This is a genomic window from Rhodococcus sp. H29-C3, assembly GCF_030063405.1.
In the GTDB taxonomy this organism is placed as follows: Bacteria; Actinomycetota; Actinomycetes; order Mycobacteriales; family Mycobacteriaceae; genus Rhodococcoides.
This window is the reverse complement of record NZ_JASITC010000002.1, coordinates 93,960-115,216: the sequence shown is the minus strand read 5'-3', so window position 1 is coordinate 115,216 and position 21,257 is coordinate 93,960. Positions and strand designations below refer to the sequence as shown.

Genomic DNA, 21,257 nt, shown 5'->3' with positions numbered 1-21,257 from the left:
GAGTCACTTCGTATGCTCCGCCAGCGCCTCGACGACAGCCGCACGCGAGGTGCCTCGGGGAAAGACTGCAACGACGATCTGGTCCGCGCTCGTATCGAATCCGGCTCTGACCTTATGGAGTGCTTCCTGCAGGTCACTGCTGGTGGTCGGAATACCGTCGCGGATCATCCGTCTCAAGATGTAGTTGTGGGTGGCTGTGATCGATGCCGAAAACTGGAGAATCTCCAGGTGTGAATGCTCGGGTAACGCCGCGCGCAGGTAGTCGACGAACAGCCTGTCGTAGCGAAAGACAGTCACGATCTCGCGATCCCGTAGCGCAGGGTTCTCGTGGACCACCTGGTAGCGAAGTCGTGACTGCTCTTTCCACCCGGAGAACCGTTCGAATACCAGCTGGGCCGCATCGCACACGGCAGTCCAGGGGTCCGGGTGCGGCCGGCCGAGAAACGCTGCGGTCTGTTCGAGCAGTATTTCGTGGTCGGCGAAGATGACGTCGTCCTTGCCGCGAAACTGACGAAAGAACGTCCGACGCGAAATGCCCGATGCTTCGGCGATGTCGTCGACGGAGGTGGCCTCGTATCCCTGCACTGCGAACAGATCGAGTGCCGCCTTCGCCACCGAAAGGCGGAAGGCATCGGAATCCTCGGAGTCTCGCATAGTCCAAGAACGTAGTCGAGATTCTTCCGCTGCTGCTACCGATCGCGTTGCACCCGGGTTGACGATCGGCGCCACGGTAGTGTCGTTCGTACGCTCTCGGTGTACAGGAAAGGCGGCCATCTTGGCTCTCGTCGCAGGAATAGACTCCTCCACCCAGTCGTGCAAAGTGTTTGTCCGCGATGCTGATTCGGGCGATCTCGTCCGCAGCGGGTGGGCAAGTCACCCCGACGGCACCGAGATCGACCCGGCGCTGTGGAAATCTGCACTCGACACTGCCATCGCCGACGCCGGAGGTCTCGACGACGTGGATGCGGTCGCCGTCGGCGCGCAGCAACACGGCATGATCTGCCTCGACGATGCCGGGAGTGTCGTTCGCCCGGCGTTGTTGTGGAACGACACCCGCTCGGCATCCTCCGGTCAGGATCTGGTGAACGAACGCGGTGGTGGCAAGGCATGGGTCGACGCGGTCGGCGTCGTGCCGCTGGCGGCGATCACCGTCGCCAAGTTGCGGTGGCTTGCAGACAACGAACCCGGCAATGCCGATCGAACCGCAGCGGTGTGTCTTCCACACGATTGGTTGAGTTGGCATCTCGGTGGTGCGGCCGGATTCGATTCACTGGCGACCGATCGCGGCGATGCGAGCGGCACCGGCTACTACTCCGCCGCCACCGACGACTATCGCGAGGATTTACTGGAACAGGCCATGCGCGGACGGAAGCCTCGGCTTCCTCGCGTTGCGGGACCCTCGGAGCGAATCGGTGTCACGTCGTCGGGAGCAGTGATCGCGCCGGGAACCGGAGACAATGCCGCTGCCGCACTGGGTCTCGGCGTCGGTGTCAGTGATGTCGTCGTCTCGGTCGGTACCTCGGGTGTCGTGTCGGCCGTCACGGACGTTGCTGCTGCAGATGCCTCGGGCATCATCGCCGGATTCGCGGACGCTACCGGCCGGCAATTACCGCTCGTGTGCACCCTCAACGCAGCCCGTGTGCTCGACGCTACAGCGTCGTTGTTGGGCGTCGACCACGCCGAACTGTCCAGGTTGGCTTTGTCGACTCGAAGCGAGGGTCTGGTGTTGATTCCCTATTTCGAAGGTGAGCGGACACCGAATCGGCCGGATGCATCGGGCGCCATTCATGGTTTGAGACTGAGTAATTCGACGCCGGGGCACCTTGCCCGCGCGGCAGTGGAGGGACTGCTCTGCGGACTGGCGGACGGGATCGACGCGCTGCGTGCAGCAGGAATCGAGACCCGTCGCGTTCTGCTGATCGGTGGCGGGGCCAAATCTGCGGCGTTGCGCGAGTTGGCCCCGGCGATCTTCGGCGTACCCGTCGTCGTCCCCGAGGCCGGAGAATACGTTGCCGACGGTGCGGCACGCCAAGCAGCGTGGGCGCTGGCGGGCACGCCCGAGCCACCGCGCTGGGCATCGGCGCCCGTGCGTACCTACGAGGCCGACCCGGATCTGGCAGTCCGTGAGCGGTACGCCGAAATGCGAGGCTAGCGGCGGCCTCTTAGTTGTGTTCTCTCAGTTACGGAGTCCCTCCAACGTCGCCCGCGCCCCGTTCTCGTGGAGCGAGGCGAGCGCCTTGGTGTACTCCGCTACGAATCGCTCGTTGTCGATGAGATCGCCGAACACCGCTCGGTTTGCGATGAAGGCGGTCGGGTCGTCCTTCTGCTCGAGCGCGAGTGGTACGAGCGAATCCTTCAGTTGGTCGATGATGTCGATCGGCTGACCCTGTTCGTCGATGCCCTCGGCGTACCGCGCCCAGCTCGCGACCACGGCGGTAGCCAACGTGATCGGTCCGCCGGTGTCGAGGTTCGTGCGGATGACGGGCAACAGCCACTTGGGGATGCGGTCCGAGGACTCGGCGCACAGGCGTGCGACGGTGTCGCGGATCTCCGGGTTGGAGAAGCGTTCGATCAAGGTCTTCTTGTACTCGTCGAGGTCGATACCGGGAACCGCCTGGAGTGTGGGGGTGGCCTCGTCGTCCATGTACGCCAATAAGAACTCGGCGAACAACGAGTCCTGTGCAACCTCGTGCACCAGTCGGTATCCGCTGAGGTACCCGAAATAGCACAGCGCCTGATGGCTCGCGTTGAGTAGGCGGAGCTTCATCAACTCGTACGGAGTGACGTCGTCCACGACCTGAACTCCGACGTGTTCGAACGCCGGCCGCCCGAGCGTGAACTTGTCTTCGAATACCCACTGGGTGAACGGCTCACCTGCGACGGGCCACTGGTCGTCGAGTGCGTACCGGTCCGAAAGCTCCTGTATCACTTCGGGAGTGGTGACCGGGGTGATTCGATCGACCATCGAGTTGGGGAAGGCCCCCTCGGTGGTGATCCACTTCGCCAGAGCGGGGTCCTTCAGGCGAGCAAACGTGGTGAACGTCGATTCCGCGATGTGGCCGTTGCCCTCGATGTTGTCGCAGGACATGATGGTGAACGGCTTCATTCCCCGGTCTTTGCGGCGCGCAAGGGCTTCCACGACGAGACCGAACGTGGTCGACGGCGTCGCATCCGGCTCGAGATCCGCCGCGATCGCTGGATTCTCGGTATCGAATTCACCCGTCGTGGCTGAGAAGTTGTATCCCCCTTCGGTGATGGTGAGCGAGACGATTTTGGTACTCTCGGCTGCCATCTTCTCGATGACGGCATCTGCGTCTTCGGGTGCGAAGAGGTATTCGATTATCGAGCCGATCACCCGGGTGTCCCACGCTCCGTCGGGATGCTTGAGCGCAAGCGTGTAGAGGCAATTCTGCGCCTCCATGACCTCTCTCATCTTTCGGTCCCCGGGCAGCACTCCGACGCCGCAGATTCCCCACTCGGACGCTTCCCCCCGCTGGAGGAGCCGGTCCACATACATTGCTTGGTGCGCACGGTGAAAACCGCCGACACCGAAGTGCACTATCCCGGCTGTGACTTCGGATCTGTCGTAAGTGGGTACCTCGACGTCTTCGATGAAGTCGGCGAGGGTGTGCGAATTGAGCTTCATACGTCGGTCTCCTTGTGCGAGGACGGTATTACCACTGCCTTGATGCTTCCCGGCAGTGCGTCGGCGTTGAGCGCATCCTCGACGTGTGCGAGGTCGAAGCGGCCGGTGACCATCGAGTCGAGATCGACGCGGCCGGAGAGTACGAGCTCGCGAGCGATCGGCCAGGTGTTCGCGTAGCGGAAGACTCCAGTGAGGACCAGTTCACGATTCTGAATCAGTGAGATCGGCAACGCGTAGTCGGACGCACCCATCCCCACCAAAACGACCGTACCGGCGGGACGGACGGCGTGGATGCCGTCGACGACTGCCCGTGGCGCACCCGACGCATCGATGAACGCGTCGACGTCGAGAGCCCGGACGTCTTCGGTCATCGGGTCGATCAACTGAGTTGCGCCGAATTTCTTCGCATTCTCGCGGCGGTCGGGTGCAATGTCGCTGACGATGATCGTGGTGGCGCCGAACGCGCGAGCCACCTGGGCAGTGACGAGACCTACCGGACCGGCGCCTGCGATCAGCACGCTCGATCCGGCTGTGATGCGGGCCTTCTGCGCCGACGCAATCCCCACCGACAACGGTTCGAACAACGCCGCAGCCTCGTCGGAAATCTCGTCGGGAACCGAGTGCGCGAACGCCGATTGGATGAGAACGTACTCTGCCAGCGCGCCGTCGATGGGCGGTGTGGCGAAGAACTCCATCGACGGGCACAAGTTGTACCGGCCCGCCCTGGACTGTGAGCTGGTCGGGTCCGGGCGCTGCGGTTCGATCGACACCCGCTGCCCGATGCGCGTATCGGCGACGGAGCAACCGACGCCGACGATGACCCCAGCAGCTTCGTGACCGAGCACCAAAGGCCCGTTCACGACGTGATCGCCGATGCGGCCTTCACGGTAATAGTGAGCATCGGAACCGCAGACGCCGACCGCGGTGACCTGCACGAGAACCTCGTCCGCCGCGGGGGAGGGCACCGGACGGCTTTCCAGACGGATTTCCTGCGGACCGCTCAGGACGCTGACCTGCATGGACTGAGTCACAAGGATCTCCCTGCTTCCGCTCCTCTGATCACGCTGACTCCGCTCTTGGTAGGTGTTGTGTAGATCACACCTTAATGTTAGCTTAATGAGCAGAAGAACACATCGTGAGCATCTGCTCACTGGTTTGAGGGAGTGATCGTGATCGCATCGGTCCCCGAGGTGTCGGGAGTGGAGCGCTCGTCGAAGTCGAGCGACGACCTCCGACTCGCTCTCCGCGCCGCGTCGATGTACCACCTGGAGGGCGCGACTCAGGCCGAGATCGCGAAGAAACTCGGTATCTCGCGTCCTACCGCCGGCCGACTCGTCGCCAAGGCCCGAGCGCTGGGTTTGGTGACCATCGAGATCAATGTGCCCGAGGAACTCCAGGGCACCGTGTACGCCGACATCGAAGCCGACTTGGAGCGCGAGTTCGGCCTCACCGAAGCCCTTGTCGTTCCCGACGTCATCGACGGCACCGACACCGGGTACGGATCGTTGGGGCGGTCCGCCGCGGCGATGCTCTCTCGACGCCTGGAGAGCGCCGACGTCCTCGGATTCACCTGGGGGCCGGAAACCGTCGCCGTCGCCCGGTCACTCAAGACGCGTGGAGCGCGATGCGACCGTGTGGTCCAACTCGACGGTTCGATGAGTTCGGCCGACTATCAAACAGGCGTCGAATACACCCTGGGGCGATGTGCGCAGTACCTGCAGGCGAAGCCGGTGCGCCTGAACGCGCCGTTGTACGCCGATCCGGCCACAGTGACCGCCCTGCAGCAGGATTCGGTGATATCTCGCGCCCTCCAAGCCGGGACCGAGGCTGATGTGATGATGTACGGTCTCGGTCCAGTTTCCACGTCCACGACCCTGTTCGAGGGCAGCTTCATCGACCTGAACATTCTCGACGAACTGCGCCACCTCGGCGCGGTCGGCGAGATCGGCGGCAGGTTCTTCGACCTCGATGGCACTCCTACCGGGGGATCGTTGCCGGGGCGAACCGTGTCGGTCGGACTCGACGCCATCCGTGACTGTGATCGGGCGATCCTGATCTCCGGTGGCATCAAGAAGCATCAGGCCATTCTCGGTGCACTTCGCGGAGGATTCGCAACTGTGCTGGTGACCGATATCGAAAGTGCACGTTGGTTGATGGCGCACACGAAGGCTGACAGTGGAGCCTGCATGAACGACCAAGAGGGAAAGGTATCCAAGTGAGAGTTCTACCGAAAGTGGCCGTCGCGGCATCGCTCGCGATGACCCTGGTGCTGTCCGGCTGTGCCGGCGCGGGATCGTTCGGCGGTGACGGTGACGGCACGACGATCACCGTGGCCATCGTCTCGAACTCGCAAATGTCCGACGCTATTTCGCTGGCACCGGAGTTCGAGGAGGAGAACCCAGGAATCAACCTGAAGTTCGTCTCACTGTCGGAGAACGAAGCGCGCGCGAAGATCACTGCCTCCGTGGCGACCGGTGGCGGTGAGTTCGACGTCGTGATGATCAGTAATTTCGAGACGCCGCAGTGGGCCGAGAACGGTTGGCTCACCAACCTTTCGGAGTACGCGAACGACACTCCCGGTTACGACGAGGACGACTTCATTCCGACACTGAAGGATTCGCTCTCCTACGAGGGCAGCATGTACTCGGTGCCGTTCTACGGTGAGTCCTCGTTCCTGATGTACCGCACGGACCTCATGCAGGAGGCAGGCATCACGATGCCCGCGGAGCCCACCTGGCAAGAGGTCGCCGATGCAGCCGCGAAGCTCGACAATGACGATGTTTCCGGAATCTGTCTACGCGGAAAGCCGGGCTGGGGTGAAGTTCTCGCGCCTTTGAACACCGTCATCAATGCGTTCGGTGGACGTTGGTACGACGAGAACTGGAACGCACAGCTCGACAGTCCGCAGGTGGAAGAGGCCGTCCAGTTCTACGTCGACCTGGTTCGCACACACGGTCAAGCAGGTGCAGCGACCAGTGGGTTCAGTGAGTGCGGTACTCAGCTCTCGCAGGGAAACACCGCGATGTGGTATGACGCCACCTCGGCAGTGTCGGTGCTCGAGGATCCCACGTCGAGCAATGTCGTCGGCAAGATCGGGTATGCGAAGGCGCCGAGTGCGGTCAAGGGCGACAACGGCTGGCTGTACTCGTGGGCTCTCGGCATCCCGAAGACGTCGAAAAATCCGGACGAAGCGTGGAAGTTCGTGTCGTGGATGACCAGTAAGGAATACCTGAACAAGGTAGGCAACGAATTAGGTTGGGAGCGCGTGCCTCCGGGTAGCCGCTTGTCGACCTACGAGATTCCCGAGTACAAACTAGCATCGGCTGCGTACGGCCAGGTGACCCTCGACTCCATCAATGGTGCGGACCCGAACAAGCCGACCGTGGATCCGGTTCCCTACACCGGAGTGCAGTTCCTGACCATCCCGGAATTCCAGGATCTCGGAACCCGCGTCAGTCAACAGATCAGCGCTGCAGTGGCAGGACAGATCAGCGTCCAGGACGCGCTCGCGCAAGCGCAGCAGTACGCCGAAGTGGTCGGTAAGACGTATCAGGAGGGCCAGGGATGACCACAACCGAAGTGCAATCGCCACAGGTGGATTCGGGAAAGTTCGTACCTAGACCGAGGGCGATCTCGAAAGCGGAGGGTTGGCGTCGTCGCGGGCCGTTGCTACCGGCCATGGTCTTTGCGATCATCGTCACCCAGGTGCCGTTCCTGTTCACGCTGTACTACTCGACGCAATCATGGAACCTCGTGCGGCCAGGGTCGCAGGAGTTCAACGGGCTCAACAACTACGTCGACGTGTTCCGTGACAGTCAGTTCCGTCAGGTCGCCCTCAACACCGTGATCATGATTGTCGGAACCGTCCTCATCTCCGTCATTCTGGGGCTCTTCCTCGCGTTGCTGCTCGATCGGAAGTTCATCGGCCGCAGCTTGATTCGCACACTGCTGATCACGCCGTTCCTGATCACCCCGGTTGCCGGCGCACTGATCTGGAAGACCACGATGTTCGACCCGGTCTTCGGTCTGATCAACTTCGCTCTCAGCCCGTTCGGTGTCGGCCAGATCGACTGGGTCTCACGCTTTCCGTTGGCCGCGGTGATGACGAACCTGGTGTGGCAGTGGACGCCCTTCATGATGCTGTTGATCCTCGCCGGTCTGCAGTCGATGCCGAAAGACATCGCCGAGGCTGCCCGCGTCGACGGTGCAGGGCCGTTCAAGCTCTTCCGCGAACTCACGTTCCCGCATCTGCGACGCTTCATCGAACTCGGCGCCGTTCTCGGCGCGATCTACCTGGTCAACACCTTCGACGCCGTCTACATGATGACCTCCGGCGGACCCGGCGTCGCCAGTGCCAACTTGCCCTTCTACATCTACCAGCGTGCGTTCCTCGGATTCGACATCGGCCAGGCAGCGGCCATGGGCGTGGTCACCGTGGTCGCAACCATCATCGTCAGCACCCTGGCGCTGAGACTGATCTTCAAGAGCTTCAGTGGAAACGAGGAGGCTGCGTGATGAGTACGGCAACCACGAACAAGAAGCGTAAGAAAGCAGTGCCGCAGACCTCGGACGGCGTGGCGATCAAGCGTAAGAGCAACTGGGGGCCGGGCACCGTCTGGTCTGTCGTTGCGTGGGTCGCCGGGATCGTCTTCTTCTTCCCGGTGCTCTGGATGGTCCTCACCGGCTTCAAGCAGGAGGCCGACGCGTATTCGGATCCACCGAAACTGTTCTTCACCCCGACGCTCGATCAGTACCGCGGGGTACTCGACAGTGGTATCGGCACTGCGCTGCTCAACTCTGCTTTCGCGACGATCGTATCGACGCTTCTCGTTCTGCTGCTCGGTGTTCCGGCTGCCTTTGCATTGTCGCTTCGGCCGGTGAAGAAGACGAAGGACGTGCTGTTCTTCTTCATCTCCACCAAGATGCTCCCGGTCGTTGCGGCCATCGTGCCGCTGTACGTCATCGTGGGTGACATCGGCATGTTGGACAACATCTGGACGCTGGTGATCCTCTACACCGCGATGAACCTTCCGATCGCGGTGTGGATGATGCGTTCGTTCTTCCTCGAGGTGCCGAGCGAACTACTCGAGGCCGCGAGCATGGACGGTGCGTCGCTGTGGACCTCGGTCCGTGAGGTGATTCTGCCTCTCGTCTCTCCAGGAATCGCTGCGACGTCGCTGATCTGTGTGATCTTCTCGTGGAACGAGTTCTTCTTCGCAGTCAACCTCACAGCTGTTCAGGCACAGACCATTCCGGTCTATCTCGTCGGATTCATCACGGGTCAGGGCCTGTACTGGGCTCAGCTGTCCGCCGCTGCGACGTTCGCAGCACTCCCCGTCGTCCTCGCTGGGTGGTTTGCGCAGAACAAGCTCGTGCGCGGTCTGTCCTTCGGCGCCATCAAGTAACTCGGCCCTTTCACGAACCAGGAGAACAAGTCATGGCTGCAATCAAGTACAAAAAGGCATCCTGCGTCTACGAAGGTGCCGACTCGCTCGCTGTCGATTCACTCGATCTGGACATCCAGGACGGCGAATTCGTAGTCCTCGTCGGACCTTCCGGTTCAGGTAAGTCCACGGCACTCCGGATGCTCGCGGGCCTCGAGGAGATCGACGGTGGAGCCATCGAAATTGGTGGGCAGAACATGGTCGGGGTCCCTTCGAAGGATCGCGATATCGCGATGGTGTTCCAGAACTACGCCCTCTACCCCAACAAGACCGTCGGGGAGAACATGGGGTTCGCGCTCAAGATGCGCGGCGTTCCGCTCGAGGAGCGTAAGAAGAAGGTGGCCGACGCGGCCAAGATTCTCGACCTGACGGACTTCCTGGATCGCAAGCCGGGGAAGCTCTCCGGCGGTCAGCGTCAGCGAGTTGCCATGGGCCGCGCCATCGTTCGTGAACCGCAGGTGTTCTGCATGGACGAGCCGTTGAGTAACCTCGACGCGAAACTGCGCGTGCAGACTCGTACCCAGATCGCTGCGTTGCAGCGCAGGCTCGGCACGACGACCGTCTACGTCACCCATGACCAGGTGGAGGCGATGACGATGGGCGATCGCGTTGCAGTGCTGCGCGGGGGCAAGCTGCAGCAGTTCGCAACTCCGACGGATCTCTACGACCACCCTGTCAACGCTTTCGTGGCCGGTTTCATCGGCTCTCCTGCCATGAACTTGATGACGGTCCCCATCGGATCGGGGGGTGTCCAGATCGGAAACTTCCTGTTGCCGCTCGAGCGGGAGGAGCTCACCAAGCTCGCGAGCCTCGATCTCGACAACGTGACGATCGGCCTGCGGCCCGAGCAGCTCGGGATCGTGCACGGCACGGGGGAGGGCTTCGAGGGCCGTGGTTTCGCGAGCATTGTCGATCTGATCGAAGAGCTCGGCAGCGAGTCCTACGTGTACGCGCATCTCGATGATCCGAAGGTCAAGGGCCTCGACGGCGGACCGGTATCGCTCGTCGCGCGTTCGGCGGTGCGTGCGCCGGCGAAGATCGGTGAGAGCATCGGTTTGAGCAGGCTCGACGGCGCTGTTCACCTGTTCCATCCGGAAACCGGCGAGCGGATCTAGGCGCTGTCTCTTACGTGTGCGGTAGCTCGGTTCCCTCCGAGCTTCCGCACACGCGCAGGGTCGGTGTTATCGATCCGTGATTCAACGTCGGCTGTTCTGTTATCTTTCCCGCTGCTCGCTCGACATCGACACCGTGCATCATTGGTCCCTCAACGACGCTTGGAGGTGGCCACTATGCCAGGTCTTTCGGACGCGCATTCGATGCTCTCACGTGGTGCGCCACGCGTGCTCATCCTGGATCCATCCCCACCTCTCGACGTTCCCAGTCTCGATGTTTCCGAAAGCAGGCACGGAAAGTGTCTTCGCGTCGTCGTCAGCGGTGAAGTCGACCTCGGGACGGTCTCTCAGTTCCGGGCTGCACTCTTCAGTGCATCGAACAGGACGGTCGGTGCACTCATCGTCGATATTCGCGGAGTGACGTTCCTTGGTGTGTCGGGGCTGTCCTGCCTCGTCGACCTGGTACGGGGCAATATGCTGACTGCGCTGGCGATCGTCGCCACCACCCATGCGGCGCGTAGGTCCATCGAGATCATCGGCCAGGATCCCGACCTCGTGGTGTTCTCTCGACTCGCTGACGCGCTGCATTACGTGGACTCTGGACCGTAACCGGGTTACCCCTGTTCGGGGGTAGCGCATCGGTAGCTGTGAGTCATAGCGTGAGTCGAGCTAGCGAGAGACGTGCGCCACAGCAGGGAGAAACATGACGAACGTGACGGAATACGACGCCTTCAAGTCGGCCAGAGATCTGCTTCTCGATGCTTACGGCGACTACGACGCGGCCGTATCGAACTTTCGCTGGCCCGATCTGGGTGAACGGTTCAACTGGGCAATCGACTGGTTCGACGGTATCGCCCGCGGCAACGAGAAGACGGCGCTCTGGATCGTCGAAGAAGACGGGTCCGAAGCGAAGTACAGCTTCGATGCGATGTCGCACCGCTCGGATCAGGTTGCTCGGTGGCTCTCCGGGCTCGGTATCGGCCGCGGGGATTCCGTGATTCTCATGCTCGGAAACCAGGTCGAGCTGTGGGATTCGATGCTCGCGGTCATGAAGCTCGGCGCGGTACTGATGCCGACGACCACGGCGATCGGCTCGGCCGATCTCACCGACAGAGTCGAACGCGGCCAGGCGCGAGCCGTCATCGCGAACCCAACGGATACCTCCAAGTTCGAGGAAGTGCCCGGGGACTACCTGAAAATCGCGGTCGGAGATGCGGACGAGTGGACCAACCTTCACGCAGCCTACGACGCCGAGAGTCCTGAGCCGTTCGAGACCGTGACTGCCCCGTCCGACCGTTTGCTCCTGTATTTTACCTCGGGAACTACGAGTAAGCCCAAGCTCGTCGAGCACACTCAGGTCTCCTACCCGGTAGGGCATTTGAGCACGATGTACTTCCTCGGCCTGCAGCCGGGAGACATTCACCTGAACATCAGCTCGCCAGGCTGGGCGAAGCATGCATGGAGTTGCTTCTTCGCGCCGTGGATCGCCGAAGCCACCATCTTCATCTACAACTACACGCGCTTCGACGCGAGTGCCCTCCTCGACCAGATCCGTCGCGCCGAGGTGACGACGTTCTGTGCTCCACCGACCGTGTGGCGCATGCTCATTCAGGCCGACATCTCCGGCGGAGGTGGCGCGTTGCGTGAAGCGATCGGCGCAGGGGAGCCGCTGAACCCCGAGGTCATCTCGAGGGTGCAGAACGAGTGGGGCCTCAACATTCGGGACGGGTTCGGTCAGACGGAAACCACTGCTCTGGTAGCGAACACGCCAGGAGCGACACTGAAGTTCGGTGCGATGGGCCGTCCGTTGCCGGGTATCCCGGTCGTCATCATCGATCCGGTGACGGGCGAGGAAGCCGACGAAGGCGAAATCTGTCTCGATCTGGCAAAGAAACCGTTCAACCTGATGACGGGATACCTCGGCAACCCGGCTCGCAACGAGGAAGTCATGTCCGGTGGCTACTACCACACAGGCGATGTGGCCTCCCGCGACGAAGACGGCTATATCACCTACGTCGGTCGCACCGATGACGTCTTCAAGGCCTCGGACTACAAGGTGTCACCGTTCGAACTCGAAAGCGTGCTGATCGAGCACCCCGCCGTCGCCGAAGCTGCCGTCGTACCGGCACCCGACGAAACACGACTTGCAGTCCCGAAGGCGTACGTGGCCCTGGCGGCAGGCTGGGAGCCGAACGAGGAGACCGCCTTTCAGATCCTGAAATACGCACGCGAGCATCTGGCCCCGTACCTGCGAATCCGAAGGATCGAGTTCTTCGAACTGCCGAAGACGATCTCGGGCAAGATCCGACGCGTCGAACTTCGGGCTCGCGAGGACTCCGGCGAGGTGCTCTCGGCCGAGTGGCGTGACGATCAGTTCACCGGGCTGAAGTAGTAGCGTCGGCGCTCGGCGAAATATTGCTCATTCGGGAGGACGATCTGTACTCGAGAGGGGCAGGGTGAACCCCCACGGTAGTTCGAGACGGTGCCTGGCGAGGAGTTCGGTATCACCGAGAATGTCCGCGATCGGGCCGTCCGCGACGAGTGCACCGTCGTCGAGAATGACGGCCCGCGTGCACAACTGAGCGGCATACGGCAGGTCGTGCGTGACCAGCAGCATCGTGGTGTCGAGTTCCATCAGCGTCTCGGCGAGTTCGCGACGCGCGACCGGATCGAGATTGGCGGACGGCTCGTCGAGAACGAGGATGCCCGGCTCGCAGGCGAGGACCGTGGCGAGTGCAACGCGTCGGCGCTGGCCACCCGAGAGGTGCGTGGAGTTGCGGTCGGCATGCTCGGCCATCCCGACGACCTTCAGGGCAGCGGCGACGCGAGCGACGAGCGCGGGACCGGTGACACCGAAATTGGCGGGGCCGAATGCGACGTCCTGGGCGACGGTGGGCATGAACAGTTGGTCGTCGGGATCCTGGAAGACGATCCCGACGAGTCTTCTGATTTCACGTACTGTCTTGCTGCTCAGACGGATTCCGCTGACGTCCACGGTTCCCTGGTCTGCGGTGAGGACGCCGTTGAGCTGAAGCATCAGCGTCGTCTTTCCTGCTCCGTTGGGTCCGAGGATGGCGACGCGTTCGCCGTGTGAGATCTCGAGGTTCAGTGCGGTCGATGCGGCCGTGCCGTCGGGATAGGCGAAGGACACATCGTGAAGTGTCAGGCTCATCGGACCAGCCATGCTGCCAATGCAATTCCGAGAGCAACGACAGCGGGCGTCGTGCCCAGGATCCAATCACGCCGAACTGCGGCGGCGGAGACGCCTGCGATCCCGTCCATTGCGGGTATTGCGCCGTCGAACCCGCGGGAGGCCATGGCTAGATGTACGCGCTCACCACGCTCGTAGGACCGGAGAAACAATCCACCGACCCCGCGGGCCGTAGCCGCGATCTGATGGAAGGCCCGCGGGTCATCACCTCTGGCCAGGCGTGCGATCCGCATCCGATCTGCCTCGGCTGCAAGCAGTTCCACGTAGCGGAGCATCAATACCACGATGGTCGCGATGAAGGACGGTACGCGAAGCCTCGTGAGACCGACGGGTAGTTCGCGAGGATCGGTGGTGGCGGCCAGGGTCAGGGAGACTGCAACGCCGAGAGTGCCTTTGACGATGATGCCCCATGCAGCCCATAGTCCTGTTCTCGACACTTCCATGCCGAGAACGGCAATTCTGTCCCCACCCTCCGCGAACGGCAGCAACACCGCGAGTACGACGAAAGGTAACTCGATGAGCATCCGAGGGACGATCCACGTCAACGGGATGGATGCTATCCGCCACAGGCAGAGCAGGCCGATCGCGTACAGAGCGTAGGGCCACAACATTTCTCGCGGAGTCGCGACCACAGCCAGGACGGCGACGGCGGCACAGACTATCTTGACCTCGACGGGCACCTCGTGCAGCGGTGAACGAACCTCGCGATACAGCGCGATGCCCATGCCGGTTCAGTCCACTCGGCTGTGCCGCGACCGTGCGATCAGCCAGAACAGTCCTCCGGCAGCCGCGAAGGTGGCTATGACTCCGATGATTCCAGCGACACCGGTAAGCGAATCACGGCCGCCGATGGTGTAGTCCGCCAAGGGCGTACCGGTCATGTCATGTTCGGTCGCAGACTGCGCTATGCACGACCCGGTCAGCGTCTCACCGGTGTCGGTCTCGACCACCTGGCAGCCCTGCAGAGTTGTCGAGTCGAGACCGTCGGGGTGTGAACTGGCGAAGTAGGAGACGATTCCGGCGATCAGCAGAGCCGCCACCGCGAAGCCGACATAGAACCTGCGCGTCATACCGCCACCTGCTTGCGAGTACGCAGGAGATGCACCAGATCTGGTCGTACGCGCGCCACCGCGACCACCGTCAGCGCGGTGATGATGCCTTCACCGATGCCGATGAGAGTGTGGGTGCCCAGCATGTATGCCGCGACGGTGCCGACCGAGGTAGGGGAGGCTCCGCCGAGCGAGTATTCGACGATGAACCCGGCCGACGCGGCGACCGTGCCGCACAGCGCCGCCACGAACGCGATGGTGCCGAGTCCGGCCAGGTTTCGCCGCCGAAGGATGACGCGTCGCAGTCCGACGGCAACGCCGTATCCGACGGCAACACCGATCAGCGCCATGTTGGTGATGTTTGCCCCCAACGCGCTCAATCCGCCGTCGGCGAAGAGCAGCGCTTGAACGACGAGCACTATCGACACGCAGAGCGCGCCGGTGAACGGGCCGACCAGGATGGCAGCGAGCGCGCCTCCGAGCAGATGTCCGCTGACGCCGGGGAGGATCGGAAAATTCACCATCTGGACGGCGAAGATGAACGCGGCGACCAGTCCGGCCATGGGCACGGTCCGCTCGTCGAGTTCCGAACGTGCCTTCCACGCGCACAGTCCGACACCCACGAGTGCGATGAGTCCGAACAAGAGCGAGGTTGGGAGGTCGATGATGCCGTCGCTCATGTGCATTGCGACGTTCTCGCTCATCTCGATGTTGCTCCTATCGGGAGCTGGAGCAGTCACCAGCGAACACTAACCCCAATTTTCATCATCTGCTCAATTGTTCAGATGACTTTTCGAAGCACGATCAGAGACGGCATCTTCGTTCGGGCCGATCACGGTTGCTCCACGCGCCGCTGGAAGTCCTCCACGGCTGCTTCGACAGTGGGATAGAAACGCGAGGTGTCGAATCTGCCGCCGACTCCGAAACGGATGAGTCGATCCTTGATCGGACCCTTCATCTCGGCAAATATCAGCCGAATCCCGCGACTCTCCAAATTTCGATCGAGGTCGACGAGTTCGTCGACGGCGGTGGTGTCGAGTCCGGTGATGGGCTCGGCGGCGATGACTACCCATTCGACCGGGGACGGCGCGTCCGCCACCACCGAGCGCACGTATTGATCGAAGATCTCACCGTTCGCGAAAAAGAGAGGCGCGTCGAATCGAACCATGGCCAGCCCTGGGATGCGCTGCCCGTCCGGATGCCGTTCGATGTCGTGGAAGCCAGGACGGTCGGTCGTGCGGACCAGTTCGGTGCGGTACGGCTGCCATGCCCGTACGACCACTGCGAGGAAGGAAAGACCTATCGCGACAAGGATGCCCTGCAGCACGCCTACGAGGGCGACCCCGAGGAAGGTGGCTGCGGCGAGAGCGAATTCGACTCGGCTCATATGCCACATGCGAACCATGCCGCGCACGTCGATCAGCGCCCCGGCCGCGACGATCACCACCGCTCCGAGCGTCGCATCGGGCAGATACGCGGTGACGCCGGGTGCAACGAGGACGAAGAGCAGGACGGCAAGCGCTCCCACCACGCCCGCCAATTGGGTACGGGCACCGCTCTGTTCGGCCACCGGGGTCCGCGACCCGCTGGCCGAGATGGGGAAGCCACCGAACAACCCACCGGCAATGTTGGCGACACCGATTGCTTTCATTTCGGTACTACCGTTCACGTCCTCACCATGCCTCGCCGCGAACGTGCGAGAGAGCACACCGGTGTCGGCGAATGCAATCAGTGCGATAGCTGCCGCCGGTCCGATCAGATGTCCTACATCTTGCCAGTCGACGCCGCCGAACGACGGCAGCGGAAGCCCGGACGGTAGTGCGCCGACCATCTCGATGTCCTCGGTGAGTCCGAGTATCGCGGACAGGACGATCGACCCGATCACGGCGACCAGAACCCCGGGGATGCGGTGGACCCATCGCTTGAAGATCGGGATGACGGCCAGCGAGGTGATGCCCACGGCGGCTGCAATGGGGTCGATCTCGCCCGCCGCGACCGATTGTGCGGTCTCCTTGGCCTGGCCGAGGACGCCGGACGCATCGACGGAAAACCCGAGCAGCTTGGGTACCTGTCCGATGACTACGATGAGCGCGATCGCGTTGAGGTAGCCGAGCCTGATGGGTTTGGAGAGCAGTTCGGTCACGAAGCCGAGCCGAAGGAATCCGCCGAGTACGAGGATGAGTCCGACGAGAACTCCTAGAATCCCGGCCAGCGCGAGTGCGCTCTCCGGGTCGTCGGTCACTGCCAGCGGGATTACTGCCACTGCGATGAGCGGCGCAAGCGAAGAGTCGGGGCCGAGGACGAGAATTTTCGACGGCCCCACGACGGCATAGGCGAGCAGCGGAACGATCGTGGCGTACAACCCGGCGTAGGCGGGCAACCCGGCCGCCTGCGCGTAACCCATTCCGGCTGGGATCAACAGGGCGGTGAGGACCAGCCCAGCTGTGATGTCGCTGCGGAGCCATGCGCGCTGGTAGGTCCTGGCGGTGGCGATTCCGGGCAGCCGGCCGAGACTTGCCGTCCACGCCTTGGTCCCTCCCGTCCGCGACATGGCATGAGTATCGACCCTGGAGCGGATCACCGTGGTGATTGGGTCTAGAGCTCGATCCATCGCGTCGGTGCAAGGCTGCGCAGAAACGGCAGATCGTGGCTGGCCACGACGAGTGCGCCCTCGTAGGTCGCCAGCGCCTCGGTGAGGTGCGCTCGGCCGGCGATATCGAGGTTGTTGGTCGGCTCGTCGAGCATGAGCAATTTCGGTGGTGGCTCGGCCAGCAGGATGCGTGCCAGCGCTGCACGTAGTCGCTCGCCGCCGGACAGCGTGGAGGTGACGGCGTCTGCGTCGTGATCACGAAAGAGGAACCGGGCCAGTTGGGCGCGAATCTGTTCGTTCGACGCGTGCGGAGCCACGTCGGCAACGTTCTCGACCACCGTTCTCGATTCGTCGAAAACGTCGAGCCGTTGCGGCAGGTACCGCCACGGTACCGAGGGGCCTGCGGATTCGAGCTTTCGCAGCAGTGTCGTCTTGCCGCTGCCGTTGGGCCCGATCAGGGCGATCCGTTCGGGACCGACGATCTCGATCTCTTCGGTGACGACTACCTTCTGCCCCGTGTGCACGTTCGTGAATGGAAGATCGATTCTTATCTCGCGGTCATCACGCAGGCGGTCCTCGGCCGCGCTGAGCACAGCCTGCGCGTCGGAGACCTTGTTCTCGTGGGCTCCGCGTAGTTTTCCGGCGGAGACCTGTGCCGCGCGCTTTCGGGCGCCCATGACGATCTTCGGTTCGCGTTTCTGCTCGAACATCCTCTTGCCGTAGCGAACCCGCTTGTCGATCTTCGTCCTGGTCTCGATCAATTCGCGTTTCTGTTTGCGCACGTCATTCTTGGCATCGCTGAATGCGGCTGCCGCTGATCGCTGTTCGGCGTCGATCACCGACCGATAGTGCGAGTAGTTGCCGCCGAACATCCGGATGGTGCGCACACCGTCGCGCTCGGCGCGCACTTCAGCGGTGCTGTCCATGATGTCGAGAAGTTCCAGATCGTGGCTCGAGACCACGAGAACCCCCGGAAACTCCAGTACGGCAGAGTGCAACCGCGCACGGGCGTCGACGTCGAGGTTGTTGGTCGGCTCGTCCAGCAGGAGCACCTCGGGTTCGGCGAGGAGTTCGGCGGTCAATGCCAGCAGCATCGACTCCCCGCCGGACAACGTTCCGAGAGTGCGGTCGAGATCGTCTCGCGTGGAGACGATGTGGTCGAGTCCGAGCTTGTCGAGCAATGCGACGGCACGATCCTCGGCATCCCACCGGGACCCCACTGTCGAAAAGTCGGATTCGGTACCGTCACCGGACTCGATGTGCTGCAGTGCTTCTCGAATCCTACGAAGACGGAGGACCTCATCGACTCGACGGCCGGGCATCGAAGTGACGTCCTGCGGCAGGTAGCCGAGTTCCCCGTCGGTGCTGATCGACCCGCGATGCGCTTTCAATTCACCGGCGACGAGTCTGAGGAGTGTGGATTTTCCCGATCCGTTCGATCCGACGAGACCTGTTCTGCCAGAGGTGAATACGATACCGAGGGAATCGTAGACCTTCTCGCCGTCGGGCCAGGCGAACTCGAGATCGGAAATGCGCAGGGAGGATGAAGTAGACATAAGTGCTCCAGAGGTGTGCGTGCGAGAGTGCAGGCGTAAGAAACCTCTAGAAGAGCAAGTGCCTCTCCGAATCGGTTGGCGACAAAGGCAAAATTCAGGCTAGACCGAGACTGCGGGCCTCGCAACCCTATTTACGACGGACCCTTCTTGCGTAGGTCGTCCACAGTGCTCATGGCTTCGCGTAGTTCGCCGAGCCACTCCTGCGTATGCTCGCCGACGAGCTTGACCGCCCACGCCACAGCGTCCGCGCGTGAGCGCGCCACACCGGCGTCGACGAGAGTGTCGAGAACCTTGCGCTCGGGCTGGCGGAGCCTGGTCATCACCGGAACCGCGAGGTGAGTGAAGAGCACGGCCTCACCATCGACGGCGACGCCCCACGCGATCTTGCGGCCGTACCGTGCCTCCGCCTCGTCGGCGATCTTCATCCGGTCCGCTCGCGTCGTCTCGCGGAACCGAGCGATACGGCCCTCGGTGGTCGCTGCCGAAGCGTCGTCGGGCGTGGGTAGTTCACCGATGACGACGATCTCCTCGCGGTCCACCTCGACGGTGGCCGCACCGGCGAACCACTCGTCGGGCAGTCGGCCGGCGAACCACTGCGCCGCATCCCCGGCATCGGGTGCGTCGGCTTGTTGCCACCCACCGGGGCGGCCGAACTTGTGTCCTTGGTGTCTCATGTCGAATCCTTCGTTGGTTGTGTAAGTCTAATTACATGATTACACCGTAAATCCGATATCCGCCACAACTGAGGCATGATCGTCCCCGTGCTCACTTCGAAGAGAACGGTGTCCGCCCTCGTTGCCGTCACCGCGCTGCTACTTGCCGGTTGCTCGGACGGCGGTCCGCCGGAACCGCACACCACAGCCCAGCAGTTCGTCGATGCCGTCAACGGTGGAAATGCCGAGGCAGCCGCCGCGCTGACGACGGACCCGGCCGCCGCTGCAGCAGCACTGGCGGGCCTGTACAACGGTCTGAGTGCCGGGGGGACGGTGACAGCGACACCCGATTTCACCGTGGAGGACACTTCCGCGGAAGGCGGGACGATCACGCTGGACGCCACGTGGCGCTTCTCGACAACGCAGGACGGCACCGAGGAGCCGGACGGTGAACCGAAGCAGTGGCAATACGACACCACGGCAACGGCCACCGAGACCGACCAAGGCTGGCGGATCGACTGGGACCCCGCAGTGTTGGCCCCGACGCTCGCGGCCGACAGCACCATCCGGTTCACGCCGACCGATGCGCTCGTGAGCGCCAAGGTGTTCGATCGTGCCGGGGGCGAATTGATGTCACAGCAGGTCGTGAACCTCGTGAACGTCGACGCGACCGCCGATCCCGCGGCCGTCGCAGCGCTCCTGACGCCGATCGTTCCGACGATCACTGCACAGTCGATCGCAGCCGACGTCGCGGGTGCGCAGGGTAAGACGGGGACTCTCGTGTCGTTGCGAGCGTCCGACGTCGACCCTATTGCTGCGCAGCTCGCCGCAATGCCGGGCGTGACGCTTGCGCCGCAGGCCCGGCTCCTCACCACCGATCGCGCGCTCGCGTCACCAGCGCTGAACGGGATATCAGAGCTGTGGCAGCAACAACTCGACGCCAACAAGGGCTGGTCCGTTCAGTCGGTAAAGGCCGACGGATCCGTCGAACCGCTGGCGGGAATCGACGCCCAGCCCGCACCGGATATCGCGACGACGCTGGACTCCGCCCTTCAGATCAAAGCCGAGAACGCTCTCGCGTCGTTGCCGCAGCAGGCTGCGATCGTCGCGTTGCAGCCCTCGACCGGCAACGTCCTCGCCGTCGCGCAGAACGCTGCGGCGGACGCCGAAGGCCCGATCGCGCTGACCGGTCTGTACCCGCCCGGGTCGACGTTCAAGACAGTGACGACGTCGGCGGCGCTGGAAGCCGGGACAGCGACCCCCGACACGATCCTGCCGTGCCCAGGAACCGAGAACATCGAGGGCCGCCAGATTCCGAACGACGACAACTTCGATCTCGGCGACATCCCGTTGCACACGGCATTCGCCCGATCGTGCAACACGACGATGGGCCGCCTCGGCGTCGGACTCCCCGCCGACGGATTGCAGCAGACGGCACTGCAGTACGGCCTCGGTGTCGATTATGTGACGCCCGGGCTGACCTCGGTCACCGGCAACGTCCCTCTCGCCGCTACTCCGGCGCAACGCGTCGAATCCGCCATCGGCCAGGGGCAGGTGACGGCATCACCGTTCGGGATGGCTTTGGTCGCGTCGTCGATCGCGAGTGGCGCGTTGAAGGCTCCGACCCTCCTCGACGGACAGCCCGGTGTAGCGAACGCGACGCCGAAACCTGTGGATTCACAGGTAGCCGAACAGGTGAAGGCGATGATGCGCGAGACCGTCACCAATGGCACGGCCACGCAGTTGCAGGACATCCCCGGACTACTGGGTAAAACCGGCACCGCCGAGTTCGGGCCGAACAACGAGATCGCGCACGGTTGGTTCGTCGGGATCGCGGGCGATCTCGCCTTCGCGGTCTTTGTCGCGGGTGGTCAGAGTTCGGGTCCCGCGCTCGAGGCAGCGGGTAGGCTCCTTCGGTAGGGCCCAGCAGGGCAGATACCTGATGTGGCCCAATCGTGACCGGAGTGTATGTCTGTCGTGCTTGTTACCCTTGTGG

General features: G+C 62.9%; 19 protein-coding genes. 9 read left to right on the top strand and 10 right to left on the bottom strand.

Going from position 1 to position 21,257, the window contains the following annotated elements:
- Positions 1 to 3: 3 nt before the first annotated feature.
- Entirely contained in the window at positions 4 to 654 is a 651-nt protein-coding gene (locus QMK32_RS04580) for a TetR family transcriptional regulator (RefSeq protein WP_283473315.1), read from the bottom strand.
- 121 nt (positions 655 to 775) lie between these two features.
- Between QMK32_RS04580 and QMK32_RS04575 the strand changes: the two genes are divergently transcribed.
- Entirely contained in the window at positions 776 to 2,152 is a 1,377-nt protein-coding gene (locus QMK32_RS04575; protein ID WP_283473314.1) for an FGGY-family carbohydrate kinase, read from the top strand.
- A 24-nt stretch (positions 2,153 to 2,176) separates the two neighbouring features.
- On the opposite strand, the gene QMK32_RS04570 is transcribed toward QMK32_RS04575, so the two are convergent.
- Complete coding sequence (locus QMK32_RS04570) at positions 2,177 to 3,646, bottom strand: mannitol dehydrogenase family protein (protein ID WP_283473313.1); 1,470 nt, start codon at positions 3,644 to 3,646, stop codon at positions 2,177 to 2,179.
- Complete coding sequence (locus QMK32_RS04565) at positions 3,643 to 4,665, bottom strand: NAD(P)-dependent alcohol dehydrogenase (protein WP_283473967.1); 1,023 nt, start codon at positions 4,663 to 4,665, stop codon at positions 3,643 to 3,645. The genes QMK32_RS04570 and QMK32_RS04565 overlap by 4 nt, the downstream gene beginning before the upstream one ends.
- Before the next feature lie 150 nt (positions 4,666 to 4,815).
- Between QMK32_RS04565 and QMK32_RS04560 the strand changes: the two genes are divergently transcribed.
- The 7 genes from QMK32_RS04560 (at position 4,816) to QMK32_RS04530 (ending at position 12,594) form a co-directional block, all read left to right on the top strand.
- The gene (locus QMK32_RS04560; RefSeq protein WP_283473312.1) at positions 4,816 to 5,865 is read left to right on the top strand and encodes a sugar-binding transcriptional regulator; all 1,050 of its coding nucleotides are present in this window, start codon (positions 4,816 to 4,818) and stop codon (positions 5,863 to 5,865) included.
- Positions 5,866 to 5,903: 38 nt separating this feature from the next.
- On the top strand, positions 5,904 to 7,214 hold the full coding sequence (locus QMK32_RS04555; RefSeq protein WP_502943543.1) for an ABC transporter substrate-binding protein: 1,311 nt from the start codon (positions 5,904 to 5,906) through the stop codon (positions 7,212 to 7,214).
- Positions 7,211 to 8,161 carry a carbohydrate ABC transporter permease gene (locus QMK32_RS04550; RefSeq protein ID WP_283473311.1) on the top strand — a complete coding sequence of 317 codons (951 nt, stop codon included), beginning with the start codon at positions 7,211 to 7,213 and terminating at the stop codon, positions 8,159 to 8,161. The genes QMK32_RS04555 and QMK32_RS04550 overlap by 4 nt, the downstream gene beginning before the upstream one ends.
- Positions 8,161 to 9,051: a carbohydrate ABC transporter permease gene (locus QMK32_RS04545; RefSeq protein ID WP_269301620.1), complete on the top strand. Its 891-nt coding sequence runs from the start codon at positions 8,161 to 8,163 to the stop codon at positions 9,049 to 9,051. The genes QMK32_RS04550 and QMK32_RS04545 overlap by 1 nt, the downstream gene beginning before the upstream one ends.
- 32 nt (positions 9,052 to 9,083) lie before the next feature.
- Positions 9,084 to 10,205 carry an ABC transporter ATP-binding protein gene (locus QMK32_RS04540; RefSeq protein ID WP_283473310.1) on the top strand — a complete coding sequence of 374 codons (1,122 nt, stop codon included), beginning with the start codon at positions 9,084 to 9,086 and terminating at the stop codon, positions 10,203 to 10,205.
- Between the two features lie 174 nt (positions 10,206 to 10,379).
- The gene (locus QMK32_RS04535) at positions 10,380 to 10,811 is read left to right on the top strand and encodes an STAS domain-containing protein (RefSeq protein WP_283473308.1); all 432 of its coding nucleotides are present in this window, start codon (positions 10,380 to 10,382) and stop codon (positions 10,809 to 10,811) included.
- 94 nt (positions 10,812 to 10,905) lie between these two features.
- Positions 10,906 to 12,594: an AMP-binding protein gene (locus tag QMK32_RS04530; protein ID WP_283473307.1), complete on the top strand. Its 1,689-nt coding sequence runs from the start codon at positions 10,906 to 10,908 to the stop codon at positions 12,592 to 12,594.
- 27 nt (positions 12,595 to 12,621) lie between these two features.
- On the opposite strand, the gene QMK32_RS04525 is transcribed toward QMK32_RS04530, so the two are convergent.
- The 7 genes from QMK32_RS04525 to abmR form a co-directional block, all read right to left on the bottom strand.
- Positions 12,622 to 13,386, bottom strand: coding sequence for an energy-coupling factor ABC transporter ATP-binding protein (locus QMK32_RS04525; RefSeq protein ID WP_283473306.1), 765 nt, complete (start codon positions 13,384 to 13,386; stop codon positions 12,622 to 12,624).
- Entirely contained in the window at positions 13,371 to 14,138 is a 768-nt protein-coding gene (gene cbiQ, locus QMK32_RS04520; protein WP_283473304.1) for a cobalt ECF transporter T component CbiQ, read from the bottom strand. The genes QMK32_RS04525 and cbiQ overlap by 16 nt, the downstream gene beginning before the upstream one ends.
- 6 nt (positions 14,139 to 14,144) lie before the next feature.
- Positions 14,145 to 14,483 (bottom strand): PDGLE domain-containing protein, encoded by a 339-nt coding sequence (locus QMK32_RS04515; protein WP_283473302.1) that lies wholly within the window; start codon positions 14,481 to 14,483, stop codon positions 14,145 to 14,147.
- Complete coding sequence (locus tag QMK32_RS04510) at positions 14,480 to 15,166, bottom strand: energy-coupling factor ABC transporter permease (protein WP_283473963.1); 687 nt, start codon at positions 15,164 to 15,166, stop codon at positions 14,480 to 14,482. Before QMK32_RS04510 ends, QMK32_RS04515 begins: the two co-directional genes overlap by 4 nt.
- A gap of 128 nt (positions 15,167 to 15,294) precedes the next feature.
- Entirely contained in the window at positions 15,295 to 17,013 is a 1,719-nt protein-coding gene (locus QMK32_RS04505) for a SulP family inorganic anion transporter (RefSeq protein WP_283473300.1), read from the bottom strand.
- A gap of 44 nt (positions 17,014 to 17,057) precedes the next feature.
- Positions 17,058 to 18,608, bottom strand: coding sequence for an ABC-F family ATP-binding cassette domain-containing protein (locus QMK32_RS04500; protein ID WP_283473299.1), 1,551 nt, complete (start codon positions 18,606 to 18,608; stop codon positions 17,058 to 17,060).
- 131 nt (positions 18,609 to 18,739) lie between these two features.
- Positions 18,740 to 19,282, bottom strand: coding sequence for an ATP-binding transcription factor AbmR (gene abmR / locus QMK32_RS04495; RefSeq protein ID WP_269301595.1), 543 nt, complete (start codon positions 19,280 to 19,282; stop codon positions 18,740 to 18,742).
- Between the two features lie 75 nt (positions 19,283 to 19,357).
- Here abmR and QMK32_RS04490 point away from each other — a divergent pair, with 75 nt between their 5' ends.
- A complete protein-coding gene (locus QMK32_RS04490) occupies positions 19,358 to 21,181 on the top strand; it encodes a penicillin-binding transpeptidase domain-containing protein (RefSeq protein ID WP_283473298.1) in 1,824 nt (607 codons plus the stop codon).
- Positions 21,182 to 21,257: the final 76 nt, after the last annotated feature.